Genomic DNA, 15,924 nt, shown 5'->3' with positions numbered 1-15,924 from the left:
ATTATTCTCCTCTTTCTAAAAACTTCGTTGCTCTTTCCAGGCTATGTTCTAATTCTTCTTTTACACGCTTCATTTGTAACATTTTCTTGTCTAGTGTCTCGATTTGATTCGCCAGCATATTTGCTATTTCTTGAATGACTTCTCGATCACGCGGATTTTCACTATTTTTTCTTTGCTCCATCCGTTCTTTAAGTGATAAGAAATACTGCATTTCTTGAAGCGTAATCCCTAATACTTCTTTCGCTTCTACAATTTTTTTAATTCTCTCCACGTCTTCGTCTGTATATAAGCGAATATTTCCTTCGCTGCGCTCTGGTGGATGAATTAAACCAATTTCCTCATAATAACGAAGAGTCCGCTTTGTTAAACCAGTTTGTTTAGTTACTTCCTCAATTTTATACACGTCTATCCCTCCTAATATTATTACATTTTACGTTAACGTTAACTTTTATGCAACTATTACACCTTTGTAAATTTTTCCTACAAAGGTTGTCTTTTAAATTACTCAGTTTCATAATTGAGTTAAAACAAATAAGAAGGAGAGCCTATTACATATGAAACAACCACTTATTTTTGCGCATCGCGGTGTGAGAAGTACACACCCCGAAAATACAATGATTGCTTTTCAAGAAGCAGAGCGTGTTGGTGCGCACGGCATTGAGCTTGATGTACACGTATCAAAAGATGGCGAACTTGTTGTTATTCACGACGAAACTGTGGACCGAACAACTAATGGAACAGGGCTTGTCTGTGAACAAACCGCCGAACAATTACAAACACTCGATGCTGGTAGTTACAAGGATTCTTCTTTTCATGAGGCAAAAATCCCAACGCTCCGCGAAGTGCTTATTTGGCTTTCTACAACAACACTACAATTAAATATTGAATTAAAAACAGATGTCATTCGTTATCCTGGTATAGAAGCGAAAGTTGTAGATCTTGTTCGCGAATTTCATCTTGCTAATCAAATTGTATTTTCTTCGTTTAACCATGAATCTGTTGCTCTACTTGCAGCTTTAGCACCAGAGATTCCCCGTGCGATTTTATACGATAAACCACTCGTAGATCCAATTGCTGAAGCAACAAAAAGACAGGCTAATGGCCTCCATCCAAACTTCGAATTACTCACAAAAGAGTTTGTACAAACGGCCCAGCAACAAGGATATATATTCCGCCCGTATACAATTAATGAATACGACGATTTACAAAAGATGATAGATTACGGCGTTGATGTCATCATTACCGACTGGCCTACACGTGCCTTTGAGCTTCTTTCTTAATAAGAAGCTCTTTTTTATATAAATACGAATTGAAAAAACGACCTGAAAATAACTTTCTTTTTAGGTGGACGAGATCATCTGGCCGTGCATAGCAGCGACTTATATTTCGAAAAATCAAAATGGATTTATATGGTTTAAAAACAACCCAAAACCTCAATACTAGTAAAGTGAAACTTCCTTTCATGGATGATTTTACTATGAAAGGTTTGCCCGCCCAATCGGGATTTTACGGGTAGTTCCCCCCTACCTATTTTCTTTAGAAATGCGGAAGCGGGGGGTTACCGCCCACAGATAGCGGGATAAAAGTATGCTATGAGGGGTGACAAAAGAAATGGAACTTACAACAAATGAAAAACAAGCGAAATATAAGCGCTTTTTCCTTACTGCACTGCTATCATGTGTCCTTTTCTTTGTTCTTACTATTTTCATTGTGTTACTTGTTGCAAAAATTCTAGGACCACCACCTGTTGCAGTTCCACAAACAACTATCTTTTATGCAAATGACGACTCGGTTATGGGGCAAAGTCATGGGGCGCAGGAACGCTATAACGTGTCACTCGATCATATTTCACCTTACGTAAGAGAAGCGGCACTTTCTATTGAAGACCAGCACTTTTATAACCATCATGGCTTTGATTTAAAACGCATAGGCGGGGCGATAATTGCCGACATCAAAGCGATGGGAAAGGTACAAGGTGCGAGTACAATTACGCAGCAATACGCACGTAATTTATATTTGGATCACGATAAAACATGGAAAAGAAAGCTATTAGAGGCAATGTACACCGTTCGTCTAGAAGTGAATTACGATAAAAACAATATTTTACAAGGATATTTAAACACGATTTACTACGGGCACGGTGCCTATGGAATTGAGGCAGCGGCGCGTCTTTACTTTCATAAAAATGCGAAGGATTTAAACTTAGCCGAGGCAAGTATGCTTGCAGGTATTCCAAAAGGACCAAGTTTGTATTCTCCCTATTTGCATAAAAACAGGGCAAAAGAAAGACAAGCTCTCATTTTAAATGAAATGGTGGAACAGGGATACATCACAAAAAAAGAAGCAGTAGCAGCAAAACAAGAACAACTCAGCTTCGCTCCGCTTGAAAAAGAAGAAGTGGCAGAAGTTGCACCTTACTTTCAAGATGCAGTACAAGCTTCTCTCATCAATGATGCTGGTCTCGATGAGCAAACGGTAACACGCGGCGGCCTGCGTGTATACACAACACTAGATCCAAAGCTACAAAAGATTGCCGAACATGCAGTAAACGAAACCATTCCAAGTACAACGGAGATTGAAACTGCTATTGTATCCATGAATCCAAAAACAGGCGAAGTTATGTCCCTTGTCGGCGGACGCGATTATAAAAAAAGCCAATTCAACCGGGTAACTCAAGCGTACCGACAACCAGGTTCTACGTTTAAACCTTTTTTATATTACGCCGCTCTTGAGCAAGGCTTTACACCAGCAACCCGCCTAAAAAGCGAACATACTGTGTTCACATTAGGCGACGGTGTTTCAAAATATAATCCGACCAATTATAAAAACTATTACGCCGATGACTTCATTACAATGATGCAAGCACTAGCTGTTTCCGACAACGTATACGCTGTAAAAACGCATCTTTTCTTAGGAGAAAAATCACTCGTAAAAACAGCGAAGCAATTTGGAATTACAAGTTCATTAAAAGATGTCCCATCGCTTGCGCTTGGAACATCTCCTGTAAAACCTCTTGAAATGGTAAACGCTTATGGTATGCTTGCTAACGGCGGCAAACAAGTAAACCCAACATTTATTCGGCGCGTGGTCGATCATGATGGCAACATTTTATATGATGCTCATTTAGAAAACAAACAAATTCTTGATGAAAACAATGCCTTTGTAATGGAAGAAATGATGACTGGCATGTTTAATAAAAGGCTAAGTAGCTACGCCTCCGTCACTGGACAAAACCTTATTCCAAAGTTATCTCGCACGTATGCCGGAAAGTCCGGTTCAACCGAGACAGATAGCTGGATGATTGGCTTTACACCAGATCTCGTAACAGGTGTTTGGGTCGGCTATGATAAACAAAAAACAATCTCTAATCCAGCTGAGCAAGTCTATGCAAAAAATATGTGGGCAACGATTATGGAGCAAGGGTTAGAAGAAGCTCCAAAACAAGGCTTTAAAAAACCCGCCAATGTAGTCGCGTTAAACATTAACCCTGAAAATGGGAAAGTCGCCACGAAAGGGTGCCCTGTTTCTGTTAAAATGTATTTTGTAAAAGGGACCGAACCAACAGAGTACTGCATGGATCATATTGATGAGAAAGATGAGTTTGAGGCAGTGCTAAAAGAGAAGGACAAAAATAAACAAAGCTGGTGGAAGAAGTATTTTCCGTGGTAAATAAAATTGACTGAAAAAGGGAGCGTATTCTATCGCTCCTTTTCTTTCTATTCATCCTTATTATTTACAATTGCTAATACTTGATGGTCTTCCCATTTTCCATTTATCTTTACATTTTTCCTTGCAATTCCCTCTTTATGAAAGCCTGATTTCTCTAAAACTTTTATTGATCCGATATTATGCGGCATAACGCCCGCCTCAATCCGATGAAGCTTTAACCCATCGAATGCGTAAGACACGACGAGCTTAACAGCCTCCGTCATATATCCCTTCCCATTACGGTGTTTGTCTAAGGTATATCCAATAAAACAGCTTTGCAAAGGACCGCGTAGTACTTCAAACAATGTAACAGACCCAATTAATTCTCCTGTTTCATTTAGATAAATGCCAAATGAATACTGCTCATCAAGCTCCTGCTTTTCATTCCCTTTTCTAATACGTTCCTTTTGACCCTCTAACGTATAAAAATTATCCTCTCGTAACGCTGTATACAGTTGAAAAAAATCTTGGTTTTTCGATTCCAAATGCATCATAGCTTCCGCATCACATTCTTCTAAACTTTTTACAAAAATAGACTCTCCGCTCATTCTCACATTCCCACCTACATCCCTTTATTTTCTATTTATATATTTTTTCTGACATATACCATAATTTTCCTGCGCAGTTCAATTAAAAACATGTTTTCAAACAAATAAAAAGCCCCTTTCAACAAGAAAGGGGCTACCTATTACTCTCCTAACAATTCACTACGTAATTTTTCACTAGAAAAATTCCATAGCTCCTCATTATGCTCTTTCAAGAATGTTCCGAGCACTTTTTTAGAAGGCTCATCCATATGATCAACCATGATGTGACGCTTTAATGATTTATCCATTTTATTTACATGCTCAGGAAGAGATTTGTAACCGCGGCGAATTTCACGGTCTACTGTCATTTCACATGCAGTTACACCTGCATAATACGCACCATTTGCCGTACGCTCAATTGTTACCCACACGAGCCAGTAGGGTTTTGCATTTGGTACTTCTTCTTTATTGATTAAAAATTTAATTCCTTTTTCAACAGCACTGCGGGCATGCATTGCTCCGATATCCACAACTGCCGTTCCTTCAGTTACATCAATAATAACAGGAGAAATATTTTCAAGACTTAATGCGCCGACTCCAAAGCCACCATGTCCATCTGTAGAGTCATTTTTAATAATATTAAAACCGATTTGTTTCTTTTTCTCTGCCATAGAAAAGCCTCCCCTTCTAATACAATCCAAATAATGGCCCAATTATAGTATGCAACATACCTAAAACTCGCGGAATGATAACTTGAAATATTGGTTGAATCGTATAGCGATCTAACGGTGTAATGACAAGAATTAATAAAATGATTGCACCGTATTTTTCATATTGCGTCATTTTCGCGCGTATACTGGTTGGCGCTAAATCTTCCAAAACACGATAACCATCTAGTGGCGGAATTGGTATCAAGTTAAAAACAAACAGAACAATATTAATCCCAATAAAGATTTGAAAGAACTGAAATAGTGTCTCTCCTACCGCTACTGGGACCGCGTCAACAACTCCAAATTTCAGCAAACTATACCAAGCAACAAGTCCAAAAGCCCCTAATAATAAATTACTAATTGGCCCCGCAATCGAAACACAAACTCCCGCAAGGCGCGGACGCTTAAAGTTATATGGGTTTACCGGTACAGGGCGAGCCCATCCAAAACCAATAAATAAGAATGCGAGTGCACCGATTGGATCAATATGAGAAAGGGGCGATATTGTTAAACGCCCTTGATTCTTCGCCGTTAAATCTCCAAATTTATAAGCAACATATGCATGTGCAAACTCATGTACAGAGAGTGCCATTGCAACTGCAAGAGCTAACAATGGTAACTCATGCAATGGGTATCTAAAGAAATTATCCATACTTCATCTCCTTCTTAATTATCTAAGCAAAAAATCCTTCATTTTCTGATTGTTCTTTTCAAGAATCCGTTATAATAGTACTGTAATCTACATAAAAGGAGCGATACATATGCCATACGTAACAGTAAAAATGTTAGAAGGCCGCACAGAAGAGCAAAAGAAAGCCCTTGCTGAAAAAGTAACAGCTGCAGTAAGTGAAACTACTGGTGCTCCAGAAGAAAAAATCGTTGTATTCATTGAAGAAATGTCTAAAAATCATTACGCAATTGGCGGAAAACGCTTAAGCGATCAAGAGTAATCATTGATATAAGAGAAGTAGCTGTGCTGCTTCTCTTACTCTTTTCCTTCTAATAAACGAATAATTTTTTCTTTTACTTTTCCTTTTCTCCCATCTTCATACAGTAAATCATGCGGATAGAATAGCTTTTGATCTGTTCGCTTCTTACCTGTAATTGCTTCTACAATGTCCGATTCACGAGACAATTCGCGCAACTCTCCATTTGGCATAAGCAGTAAAATTGGCAATCGTTCTTCCTCTTCACCTGCACGGTAAAAGTCATACGGCAAATCCGACGTAGAATCTACTACTAAGTAATATTCCGGATCAAGCCCAATCTTCTTAAATAAACTATTTAATTCCACCCAATTGTTTAATCCGTGCTTTTCCGTAAAATCAACGCACTTGAACAAGTTACGGTTCATAAAACGACGGCATAAATCACTTAAAATAGCATCCTCTTCTTCTTGCCATACTTGGAAGTAATAATACATGACATTCTCGTCTAACTTTAAATAATCCTCTACTGTTACTTCTCCTTCAAATAAAGAATAGAAATGAACGGGGTGATATTTAAATGTATAGTACTGTTCATGCAACGCTTTCGCGCGGTGCAAAATTTTCGTTAAAATCACTTCAGCACTGCGCGTGACTGGATGAAAATACACTTGCCAGTACATTTGATAACGGCTCATAATATAATGCTCAACAGCATGCATACCGCTATATTTAATCACAACTTGATTATTAAATGGACGCATTACCCGTAATATCCGTTCCATATCAAAGTTTCCATATTTCACACCTGTGAAATACGCATCTCGTAATAAATAGTCCATGCGATCTGCGTCAATTTGGCTAGAAATCATACTAATCGCTAATTTATTAGTAGACGTTTTCGCAATGACATCCGCTACTTTTTGCGGAAATTCACGATCAACGCGGCTTAACACCTCATGAATTTCTGTATCACCGACAATAATTGCTTGTGTAAATTTTTCATGGTTTAGTTCAAAGACTTTTTCAAATGAATGCGAAAAAGGACCGTGTCCTACATCGTGAAGAAGTGCTGCACATAAGCACAACAAACGATCTTCGGCATTCCAATCTGGTCTTCCATCAAACACATCATCAATCATGCGGCGAATAATTTCATAGACACCTAGTGAATGAGTAAAGCGACTATGCTCCGCACCGTGAAAGGTAAAAAATGTCGTCCCTAGCTGCTTAATGCGACGCAGACGTTGAAACTCTTTCGTTCCGATTAAATCCCAAATTACGCGATCGCGTACATGCACATATTTATGCACTGGGTCTTTAAACACTTTCGTTTCATTTAATTTATCACTTACATATGCCATTAAAATTCACCGCCCTCCATTATACGTTCTTATTCCTATTATAAACGAAAGGCGAAACAGAAAGAAATGAAAGACTGTATATTCCTGCATAAAAAGAAAATCACCATCCAAAAAACGAAGGTGATTTTCTCTATCATTATTATTTTCCTAAAATAAACGTAGATAGTTCGTCTAATAACATCTCTTTACCAAGTGGGAAGTATCCTTTATTTAAATCTTCGTTTTTAATCGTATACACGCGGTTATTTTTTACAGCGTTCATATTCTTCCAGATGGTTTCTTCTTGAAATTCTTTTAGACGCTGTGCACCATCACCTGTTGTGAATACAAATAAGAAGTCTGGATTGTAATCAATTAATGCCTCTTTTTGTAACTGTACTAACGGTTTATCTGCTGGTGTACCATTAACTGCTGGCAATTTTAAATCTTTAAATAGCATACTGCCGTATCCATAGTCACCATATACACGGAATGCATTCGGATATACAGCCATTACCATGAATTTTGCATCATCAGTTTTCGCAGTGATTTTATCATGTAAATTACTTGCTTTTTCATCGTATTTCTTTAACCATGCAGCTGTTTCTTGTTCTTTATCGAAGATTTTCCCTACTTCTTCAAACTTCGGACGCCATTGATCTAATGGAGTACTTAACATGACTGTTGGTGCAATCTTAGATAACTGATCATAAATTTTTTCTTGACGGTTGTTTACTAAAATTAAATCTGGTTTTGCAGCAGCTACTGCTTCAATATTAATTTTATCTCCCCAAGCAGAACCAACTGGTTTCACACCTTTTAATTTATCTTCAATATGTGCATCAATTTTTTCTTGCGTCGTATTTGCCGTAATAACCGGCTTCATACCTAAAATTAATAACTCTTCTGTTGACCCACTTAAGTCAGCAATTTTCTTTGGATTTGCTGGAATTTTAATTTCTCCTTTTGCATGTTTTACAACACGCTCTTCACTTTTTGCGTCTGCTTTCTTTTCTTCTTTCTTATCAGAAGAACACGACGCAAATAATATAGAAGTAATCGCTAATACGAAAACTAGTAGAGTAGCTTTAAATTTCTTCATGTTTCCCTCTCCTTATTCATTGTAGTAAAAGTGCTACAAGGGCTCTTTCAGTAAAGACAACTATCTATACAAATTTATGGAAATTAAACTTTTCCCCGCTAGAACAAACTTAAACCTGCTTACGCACTTGTCATCAAGTCATAAGTCAGACAAATTGGGTTGCCATTAACAGGACACGGAACCATTTGTGCTTCAATTTCAAACACTTCGCGGAGCGTTTCAGATGTCATGACTTCATCTGGCGTTCCTTGTTTCATTAATTTCCCATCTTTTAATGCAAGCATATGATCAGAAAAACGAGAAGCGTGATTTAGATCGTGAATAACCATCACTATTGTTCTTCCTTCTTCTTCATTTAACTTTTTTAATAAGTTCAGCACTTCAAGTTGATGTGCCATATCAAGGTATGTTGTTGGCTCATCTAGTACAAGTAAATCCGTTCCTTGTGCTAATGCCATTGCGATCCAAACGCGTTGACGTTGTCCGCCTGACAGCGCCTCTGCTGGACGATTAGCAAATTCCTGCATACCAGTCACATCAAGCGCCCAGCGAATGTAACGATAATCTTCTTCTGATAACGTACCGAACCCTTTTTGATGTGGGAAACGCCCATATGAAACAAGTTCAAGTACGGTAAGACCTGTTGGCACTTCTGCTGTTTGTGGCAAAATTGCCATCTTTTTTGCAATTTCCTTCGTCGGCTGTTTCTCAATTGCTTTTCCGTCCAAATAAACAGTACCCCGTTTCGCTTTTAAAATACGCGATGCTGTTTTCAGGAGCGTAGATTTCCCGCATCCATTTGGACCAATGATGGTCGTAATTTTCCCTTCAGGTATTTCAACAGACAACCCATCAATAATTAAATTTTCACTATATCCAACAGATATCAACTCAACTGATAAAGATGGCATACAGATCGTCTCCTTATCTTGTTTTTATAAGTAAATAAATGAAATACGGCGCGCCAATTACCGAAATGACAAGACCTACCGGTATTTCTGATGTTGTAAGTAAGCTGCGCGAAAGAAGATCGGAAAACAATAGCAATAATGTTCCAATTAACGCAGCAGTTGGCAGCATAATTTGATATTTTCCACCTACTAAACGGCGGGCAAGATGCGGTGCTATTAATCCAATAAAACTGATTCCCCCCGCAACTGCAACAGATGCACCAGCTAAGCAAACAGCGATAAATAATAGCTTACGGCGTTCTTTCTCTACATTCAGACCGAGACCCGTTGCCACCGCATCTCCTAAATTCATTACATTTAAAACGTGCGCTTTCATAAAAGCAATCGGTAAGAAAATAAGCATCCATGGCAGCACACTTAATACGAACTTCCAATCTGTCCCCCATAAGCTTCCCGATAACCAAATCGTAGCAAAACGGAAATCATTCGCTGTCATTTTCATCGAGAATACTAAACTCACCGCACCGAACCCAGCTGCTACTGCAATCCCAACGAGAATTAAACGAACCGGCGAAACACCATCTTTCCAAGCAAGTGCATAGATGATGCCTGCCGCTACTATTGCACCAACTAAAGCAAAAAACGGCAGAATGAATACAGATAAAAACGAGGTCATCGTCACTTTCCCAAAGAAGAAATAAACGAAGATTACAACCGACAATCCCGATCCAGCATTAATACCAATAATTCCTGGATCGGCAAGTGGATTTCGTGATAACCCCTGCATAATTGCACCGGATACTGCTAAAGCTGATCCGACTAAAAGAGCGACAATCATTCGTGGCATCCGAAAATCAAATAAAATCGTTGTTTGATCTTCTGCTCCAAGACCAACGAGCGTTTTCAACACCCCAACTGGTGAAATTTTGAACGTACCCGTATTTAAGCTAATTAAAAATACGACGCAAATTAACAAACCAATACTAGATAAAATTGAGATGTTTTTTCTCGTTAATATTCCTTGTCTCACATTTTCCCTCTCCCTTCTTTACGTGCTAAGTAGAGGAAGAATGGTACACCAACCATCGCTGTTACAGCTCCAATCGGCGTTTCAAACGGCGGATTAATAATACGTGAAATCATATCTGCACACTCAATAAGTAATCCACCTAAAACGGCAGAACACGGGATTATCCAGCGATAATCTGATCCTACAAGAAAACGTGTTAAATGCGGAATAACAAGACCAACAAATCCAACAGACCCAGCTATAGAAACCGCACTACCTGTTAGCACAAGTACAAGAATTGTTCCAATAAACTTAATGAGCTTCGTATTTTGTCCAAGACCAATGGCAATTTCTTCGCCAAAACTTAAAATCGTAATGTATCTCGCTAGCATAATCGCAATAATAAGACAAACAAGACCAACTGGAAGTAACATGTTTAAACTCGTCCCTTTCACGCCAGCAACGCCGCCTGCATGCCACATACTAACTTCTTGCGCTAGATTAAAATATAAGGCAATCCCAGATGAAATTGCGCCTAGTAAGGCACTAATTGCTGCTCCAGATAACGCTAGTTTAATTGGTGTTAATCCGCCCGGAGACGCTGCTCCAATTCCATATACAATACTTGCACCAAATGCTGCACCGATAAAAGAAGCAATTACAAACATTAAATATGGCGAGTTTGGGAAGAATGCAAACATGATGGCGATGCCGAATACCGCTCCATCTGTAATCCCCATAAGTGATGGAGATGCAAGTGGATTTCTCGTCATCCCTTGCATAATTGCACCAGATACTGCTAAAAATGCCCCTACAGCTGCTCCTCCAATTGCCCTTGGAAGACGCAATTCTTGAATGACACTATGATATGTAGTAGATGCGTCAAACTGAAATACCGCTTGCCATATTGTTTTCAAGCTAATATTAGCGGCACCAAATGAAATAGAAACTGCCATACTTAAAGCTAATAAAACAGTTCCAACGATTAAAATCGTCAAGGCGATAAGCGGATGGCTTTTTATCTCTTTTATGTCTACCGATTCTTCTTCATAAACCTTTCTCATACTCACTTCCATCTACAACATCCTAACTTTCAATATGTATAACAAGAAAATGAAACTCATTCTCATTAAGGGAAAAAAAAGAAAACCAAGAACGAACTTGATTTTTGATAATGATTCTCAATATCACCTTTTTTATTCTACAAACGCAAACTAAAATTTGTCAACCACTAATTTTGTTATATAAAACTTTTTTTCGTTTCATAAAACAAAAAAAGATACGACATCGTATCTTTTTACTTGTTTAACTTTGCTTCAATTTTTTCAATTAACTCATCTTCATTTGGCGCTGCAACTGGACGGTTATTTACAAATGCAAATGATTTTTTACGACCAGGACCACAATATGATTGACAGCCAATTTGAATATCTGCACATTCATCTATTTTCTTTAAACGTGGTACTAACGTCTTGATATTCGTTGCCTGACAATCATCACACACACGAAATTCGTTTCCCATTTTATATAACACTTCCTCTATTTGAAACTTTTCTCAAGTACATATAACAATAAACACTAAATGGTATTTTACCTTTCTTTTCGATGCGATGCAAGTTTTCTTCCTGCAAGAAACAAATGGCATACAAACATATTTCCACTCAAAATCTACCATAATTTTGACAGCTTTGTATAAAAGCGATTCATTTTGTCCATTCTAAAAATAAGATATTGATAAAAAGAAAGGGAGATGAATCTATGAAAGTAAGACAAGATGCTTGGACTGAAGAAGATGATTTACTTCTTGCTGAAACAGTTTTACGTCACGTACGCGAAGGAAGTACACAATTAAATGCCTTTGAAGAAGTTGGTGATAAATTAAATCGCACTTCAGCAGCTTGCGGTTTCCGCTGGAATGCTGTCGTACGCTATAGTTACGATCAAGCATTACAACTTGCGAAAAAACATCGCAAAGACAAAATGCGTGCAAATGGGGGCGAGCAAGCGAAAAAACGTCTTTTATATACACCGCCGACTCCATCTACGGTAACATTGGATGACAATATTAATATTGAGATTGATATTGAACAACCTGTTCAACCCGTTCAGCCTATGCAAACTATGCAAACTACGCAAGCAATGCCAACAGATTCTTCCATTGCGATGCATGACGTTATCCGTTTTCTACAAACTCTCGGAACTTCTAATGTAAAAGTATCCGCACTCGAAAGAGAGAATGAGAGATTGAAACAAGACATTGCTGAGTATATGAGAAAAAATGCTGAGTTGGAACAGAAAGTTGAAAAATTAGAACAACAATCAACAACCGTTCAAGAAGATTACGAGACGCTCATGAAAATTATGAACCGTGCAAGGAAATTGGCATTAATGGACGATGAAGAGCGTACACAAACATCATTTCGCATGGATCGAAACGGGAATTTAGAGAAGATTGCAGAATAAGAAGGATGCTATAATAGCATCCTTTTAATTTTGGCTTCACTCTAACCTATAAAGTGAAACTTTCACTCGTTTTCTCTCTTTGTTCTAATCCTGGCATGTGGTAGAAAAGGGCCCTGACTGATCAGTTCCTCTCGCCCTCCTAAAGCAGAGGAGCTTTATGTCCGTTTTCAGCTTATATTTATAATCACTCTTTTTTGCTATAATAAATATTGTCATTTTATAGATAAGGGGTTATTTACATGAGCGATTCTCGTTCGATTTTATCTCAGCCAGAGTGGCGCATTGTTGATCAGTCAAGCTTAGGTCCACAATTTCATGCGCTGCAATCTTTCGCAATGGATGATACGTTATGTACAACAGTTGGGAATGGTACATCTGCCGCAACAATGCGCTCTTGGGTTCATCACAATACAATTGTTCTTGGCATTCAAGATACACGATTACCTTATTTAAAGCAGGGAATTGAATTTTTGAAAAAGAAAGACTTCCATGTTATCGTCCGCAATTCAGGTGGACTTGCTGTTGTATTAGATGAGGGTGTTCTAAACATCTCTCTTCTGTTCCAGGAAACAGATAAAGGTATCGATATCGACCTTGGCTATGATACAATGTGGCATTTAATTAAAGAAATGTTAAAAGATTACAACGTTACTATTGAAGCAAAAGAAATCGTTGGCTCTTACTGTCCTGGCAGCTATGACTTAAGTATTAACGATAAAAAATTTGCTGGTATTTCGCAGCGCCGTATTCGCGGCGGTGTCGCAGTACAAATTTATTTATGCGCTACCGAAAGTGGCTCTGCACGTGCGGCACTTGTTCGTGATTTTTACAACTTAGCAATTCAAGGTGCAGAAACTAGATTTACGTATCCTGAAATTGTCCCAAGTACAATGGCTTCACTATCTGAACTACTTGGTGAAACAATTACTGTACAAGATTTAATGATGCGCCTTTTACAAACATTACAGCGTTTTACGCCGCAATTAACGCCATCACAGCTGACAGTAGATGAAGTACCGCTATACGAGCATCACTTACAGCGCATGATTGATCGCAATAACAAATCACTTGGGTTAGAAAGCTAAAAATCCCCGCATATGCGGGGATTTTTTTTATAATTATAGCGCTTGTGCTGCTGTAATTAAAGCAAGCTTGTACACTTCTTCTTCGTTACAACCGCGAGATAAATCATTTACTGGCATGTTTAAGCCTTGTAAGATTGGTCCCACTGCTTCGAAGTTACCTAAGCGTTGTGCAATTTTGTAGCCGATATTGCCAGCTTCTAAGCTTGGGAATACGAATACGTTAGCGTCACCTTTAATAACAGAACCTGGTGCTTTCTTTTCTGCTACAGATGGTACAAATGCAGCGTCAAATTGGAATTCACCGTCTAATGTTAATTCAGGAGCCATTTCTTTCGCGATGCGAGTTGCTTCTACAACTTTTTCTGTTTCTGGAGATTTCGCAGAACCTTTTGTAGAGAAGCTTAACATTGCAACGCGTGGATCAATACCAAATAATTCAGCAGTTTTTGCACTTTCAATACCAATTTCAGCTAAATCTTGGCTGTTTGGTGCAATGTTGATTGCGCAATCAGCAAATACATATTTCTCATCACCGCGTACCATGATAAATACGCCAGAAGTTTTTGTAACGCCTGGTTTTGTTTTAATGATTTGAAGTGCTGGACGAACTGTATCAGCTGTAGAATGAGCTGCACCGCTTACTAAACCATGTGCTTTGCCCATGTGTACAAGCATAGTACCGAAATAGTTTTCGTCTTTTAAGATTTCACGAGCCGATTCCTCTGTTGCTTTCCCTTTACGGCGTTCAACGAAAGATGCTACCATTGCATCCATTTCTTCGTATGTAACTGGGTCATAAATATCAACACCCGCTAATGTTAAGTTCATGCTAGCAGCTTTCGCGCTAATTTCTTCTTTATTACCAACTAAGATTGGTTTTACTAATTCTTCTTTTGCTAAACGCTCTGCAGCGCCTAAAATTCTTTCATCAGTACCTTCAGGAAGTACGATAGAAATGCCTTTACCTTGAACTTTTTCTTTTACTGTTGTAAATAAATCGCTCACTAATAACCCTCCTACGAATTGAAATCCATATTTAAGAATACCGCTTTTTATCTCTATTTTAAACGTATTGCTTCTAAAAAATTGATAAAATAAAAATGATTATATTTTCCCAAAATTCTGCTATAAAATGTGACAATTTTGTGCGCCTGAGACTAAGATACATGCTTTTCCATCTATATATGATATAGTTAACGTGTAAAACTTGACTATTCGAGGTGAATCTAATGAGTGAAGCAGCAAAAACGTTAGATGGTTGGTATTGTCTACATGATTTCCGTTCTATGGACTGGGCAGCATGGAAAACATTGTCTAGTGATGAACGTCAGCAAGCAATGTTCGAATTTTTAAACATCGTTGAAAAATGGAATAAAACAGAAGCTGCAAAACAAGGTAGCCACGCCCTCTATACAATCGTTGGACAAAAGGCTGATATTATGTTTATGATTTTACGTCCAACAATGGAAGAATTAAATGAAATTGAAGCTGAATTCAATAAAACAACATTAGCAGAGTATATGCTTCCTACATACTCTTACGTATCTGTTGTGGAACTAAGTAACTATCTTCCTGCTGAAGAAGATCCATATCAAAATCCACAAATTCTTGCGCGTTTATACCCAATGCTTCCTAAAGCAAACCATGTTTGTTTCTATCCAATGGACAAGCGTCGTCAAGGCGAAGACAACTGGTACATGTTACCGATGGAAGAGCGCAAAAAATTAATGTATAGCCACGGGAAAATTGGCCGTCAATATGCAGGAAAAGTACGTCAAATCATTACTGGTTCTGTTGGCTTTGATGATTATGAATGGGGCGTAACATTATTTGCCGACGATGTTCTTCAATTTAAGAAACTTATATATGAAATGCGCTTTGATGAAGTAAGTGCACGCTACGGTGAGTTCGGGACATTCTTTGTCGGAAACATTTTACCAAGCGAAAAAGTTGCAAAATTTTTACACGTATAACAACAAAAAAGGACGAAAATTGTCCTTTTTTTATTGTTTTATATAATAGAAATCTCTAATTAAATAGAAAAATTATCCAAATCACTTACAAAATTGTAATCTTTCCATATTCAAACTCATGTTAGAATAGTACAAGCTACATGCTAATAACGATGCGAAGGTGATAA

At 38.1% G+C, this 15,924-nt stretch carries 17 protein-coding genes; 6 read left to right on the top strand and 11 right to left on the bottom strand.

The window, feature by feature from the left end; translation table 11 throughout:
* Position 1: 1 nt before the first annotated feature.
* Complete coding sequence (locus AB1280_RS18605; RefSeq protein WP_272190402.1) at positions 2-403, bottom strand: MerR family transcriptional regulator; 402 nt, start codon at positions 401-403, stop codon at positions 2-4.
* A 151-nt stretch (positions 404-554) separates the two neighbouring features.
* Here AB1280_RS18605 and AB1280_RS18600 point away from each other — a divergent pair, with 151 nt between their 5' ends.
* Positions 555-1,280 (top strand): glycerophosphodiester phosphodiesterase, encoded by a 726-nt coding sequence (locus tag AB1280_RS18600; protein WP_429756620.1) that lies wholly within the window; start codon positions 555-557, stop codon positions 1,278-1,280.
* A 331-nt stretch (positions 1,281-1,611) separates the two neighbouring features.
* Entirely contained in the window at positions 1,612-3,669 is a 2,058-nt protein-coding gene (locus AB1280_RS18595) for a transglycosylase domain-containing protein (protein ID WP_429756619.1), read from the top strand.
* 47 nt (positions 3,670-3,716) lie between these two features.
* Here the strand turns inward: AB1280_RS18595 and AB1280_RS18590 are convergent, their stop codons facing one another.
* From AB1280_RS18590 to AB1280_RS18580, 3 genes are all read right to left on the bottom strand, one after another.
* Positions 3,717-4,256, bottom strand: a complete 540-nt coding sequence (locus AB1280_RS18590) for a GNAT family N-acetyltransferase (protein ID WP_272190405.1) — start codon at positions 4,254-4,256, stop codon at positions 3,717-3,719.
* 140 nt (positions 4,257-4,396) lie between these two features.
* Positions 4,397-4,906 carry a YwhD family protein gene (locus tag AB1280_RS18585; protein ID WP_272190406.1) on the bottom strand — a complete coding sequence of 170 codons (510 nt, stop codon included), beginning with the start codon at positions 4,904-4,906 and terminating at the stop codon, positions 4,397-4,399.
* A 16-nt stretch (positions 4,907-4,922) separates the two neighbouring features.
* On the bottom strand, positions 4,923-5,597 hold the full coding sequence (locus tag AB1280_RS18580; RefSeq protein ID WP_429756618.1) for a site-2 protease family protein: 675 nt from the start codon (positions 5,595-5,597) through the stop codon (positions 4,923-4,925).
* A 109-nt stretch (positions 5,598-5,706) separates the two neighbouring features.
* On the opposite strand from AB1280_RS18580, the gene AB1280_RS18575 reads away from it, so the two are divergent.
* Positions 5,707-5,895 (top strand): 2-hydroxymuconate tautomerase, encoded by a 189-nt coding sequence (locus AB1280_RS18575; protein WP_035434058.1) that lies wholly within the window; start codon positions 5,707-5,709, stop codon positions 5,893-5,895.
* Positions 5,896-5,930: 35 nt separating this feature from the next.
* Here the strand turns inward: AB1280_RS18575 and AB1280_RS18570 are convergent, their stop codons facing one another.
* From AB1280_RS18570 to AB1280_RS18545, 6 genes are all read right to left on the bottom strand, one after another.
* The gene (locus AB1280_RS18570; protein ID WP_098914495.1) at positions 5,931-7,235 is read right to left on the bottom strand and encodes an HD domain-containing protein; all 1,305 of its coding nucleotides are present in this window, start codon (positions 7,233-7,235) and stop codon (positions 5,931-5,933) included.
* Between the two features lie 139 nt (positions 7,236-7,374).
* Positions 7,375-8,316, bottom strand: a complete 942-nt coding sequence (locus tag AB1280_RS18565; RefSeq protein ID WP_429756617.1) for an ABC transporter substrate-binding protein — start codon at positions 8,314-8,316, stop codon at positions 7,375-7,377.
* 119 nt (positions 8,317-8,435) lie between these two features.
* A complete protein-coding gene (locus AB1280_RS18560; RefSeq protein WP_429756616.1) occupies positions 8,436-9,227 on the bottom strand; it encodes an ABC transporter ATP-binding protein in 792 nt (263 codons plus the stop codon).
* Between the two features lie 13 nt (positions 9,228-9,240).
* Entirely contained in the window at positions 9,241-10,257 is a 1,017-nt protein-coding gene (locus AB1280_RS18555) for a FecCD family ABC transporter permease (RefSeq protein ID WP_272190411.1), read from the bottom strand.
* On the bottom strand, positions 10,254-11,312 hold the full coding sequence (locus AB1280_RS18550; RefSeq protein ID WP_429756615.1) for a FecCD family ABC transporter permease: 1,059 nt from the start codon (positions 11,310-11,312) through the stop codon (positions 10,254-10,256). Before AB1280_RS18550 ends, AB1280_RS18555 begins: the two co-directional genes overlap by 4 nt.
* A gap of 221 nt (positions 11,313-11,533) precedes the next feature.
* On the bottom strand, positions 11,534-11,758 hold the full coding sequence (locus tag AB1280_RS18545) for a DUF1450 domain-containing protein (protein ID WP_272190413.1): 225 nt from the start codon (positions 11,756-11,758) through the stop codon (positions 11,534-11,536).
* A gap of 236 nt (positions 11,759-11,994) precedes the next feature.
* On the opposite strand from AB1280_RS18545, the gene AB1280_RS18540 reads away from it, so the two are divergent.
* Positions 11,995-12,699 (top strand): RsfA family transcriptional regulator, encoded by a 705-nt coding sequence (locus AB1280_RS18540; RefSeq protein WP_272190414.1) that lies wholly within the window; start codon positions 11,995-11,997, stop codon positions 12,697-12,699.
* Positions 12,700-12,938: 239 nt separating this feature from the next.
* Entirely contained in the window at positions 12,939-13,784 is an 846-nt protein-coding gene (locus tag AB1280_RS18535; RefSeq protein ID WP_429756614.1) for a lipoate--protein ligase family protein, read from the top strand.
* Between the two features lie 33 nt (positions 13,785-13,817).
* Here the strand turns inward: AB1280_RS18535 and pta are convergent, their stop codons facing one another.
* Positions 13,818-14,789 (bottom strand): phosphate acetyltransferase, encoded by a 972-nt coding sequence (gene pta, locus AB1280_RS18530; RefSeq protein WP_272190417.1) that lies wholly within the window; start codon positions 14,787-14,789, stop codon positions 13,818-13,820.
* Positions 14,790-15,013: 224 nt separating this feature from the next.
* Here pta and hemQ point away from each other — a divergent pair, with 224 nt between their 5' ends.
* Positions 15,014-15,757 carry a hydrogen peroxide-dependent heme synthase gene (gene hemQ, locus AB1280_RS18525; RefSeq protein WP_272190418.1) on the top strand — a complete coding sequence of 248 codons (744 nt, stop codon included), beginning with the start codon at positions 15,014-15,016 and terminating at the stop codon, positions 15,755-15,757.
* Positions 15,758-15,924 lie beyond the last annotated feature (167 nt).

Source organism: Bacillus sp. S10(2024) (assembly GCF_050473865.1).
In the GTDB taxonomy this organism is placed as follows: Bacteria; Bacillota; Bacilli; order Bacillales; family Bacillaceae_G; genus Bacillus_A.
The sequence above is the reverse complement of the archived record's forward strand: the minus strand, read 5'-3'. Positions and strand labels throughout refer to the sequence as shown.

Excerpts from the sequence above, each read along its gene's own strand:
- AB1280_RS18595 (WP_429756619.1), top strand. The coding sequence starts at position 1,612 with ATGGAACTTACAACAAATGAAAAACAAGCGAAATATAAGCGCTTTTTC.
- AB1280_RS18565 (WP_429756617.1), bottom strand. The coding sequence starts at position 8,316 with ATGAAGAAATTTAAAGCTACTCTACTAGTTTTCGTATTAGCGATTACT.
- hemQ (WP_272190418.1), top strand. The coding sequence starts at position 15,014 with ATGAGTGAAGCAGCAAAAACGTTAGATGGTTGGTATTGTCTACATGAT.
- AB1280_RS18570 (WP_098914495.1), bottom strand. The coding sequence starts at position 7,235 with ATGGCATATGTAAGTGATAAATTAAATGAAACGAAAGTGTTTAAAGAC.
- AB1280_RS18575 (WP_035434058.1), top strand. The coding sequence starts at position 5,707 with ATGCCATACGTAACAGTAAAAATGTTAGAAGGCCGCACAGAAGAGCAA.
- AB1280_RS18600 (WP_429756620.1), top strand. The coding sequence starts at position 555 with ATGAAACAACCACTTATTTTTGCGCATCGCGGTGTGAGAAGTACACAC.
- AB1280_RS18585 (WP_272190406.1), bottom strand. The coding sequence starts at position 4,906 with ATGGCAGAGAAAAAGAAACAAATCGGTTTTAATATTATTAAAAATGAC.
- AB1280_RS18590 (WP_272190405.1), bottom strand. The coding sequence starts at position 4,256 with ATGAGCGGAGAGTCTATTTTTGTAAAAAGTTTAGAAGAATGTGATGCG.
- AB1280_RS18545 (WP_272190413.1), bottom strand. The coding sequence starts at position 11,758 with ATGGGAAACGAATTTCGTGTGTGTGATGATTGTCAGGCAACGAATATC.
- AB1280_RS18550 (WP_429756615.1), bottom strand. The coding sequence starts at position 11,312 with ATGGAAGTGAGTATGAGAAAGGTTTATGAAGAAGAATCGGTAGACATA.
- AB1280_RS18540 (WP_272190414.1), top strand. The coding sequence starts at position 11,995 with ATGAAAGTAAGACAAGATGCTTGGACTGAAGAAGATGATTTACTTCTT.
- AB1280_RS18535 (WP_429756614.1), top strand. The coding sequence starts at position 12,939 with ATGAGCGATTCTCGTTCGATTTTATCTCAGCCAGAGTGGCGCATTGTT.
- AB1280_RS18580 (WP_429756618.1), bottom strand. The coding sequence starts at position 5,597 with ATGGATAATTTCTTTAGATACCCATTGCATGAGTTACCATTGTTAGCT.
- AB1280_RS18560 (WP_429756616.1), bottom strand. The coding sequence starts at position 9,227 with ATGCCATCTTTATCAGTTGAGTTGATATCTGTTGGATATAGTGAAAAT.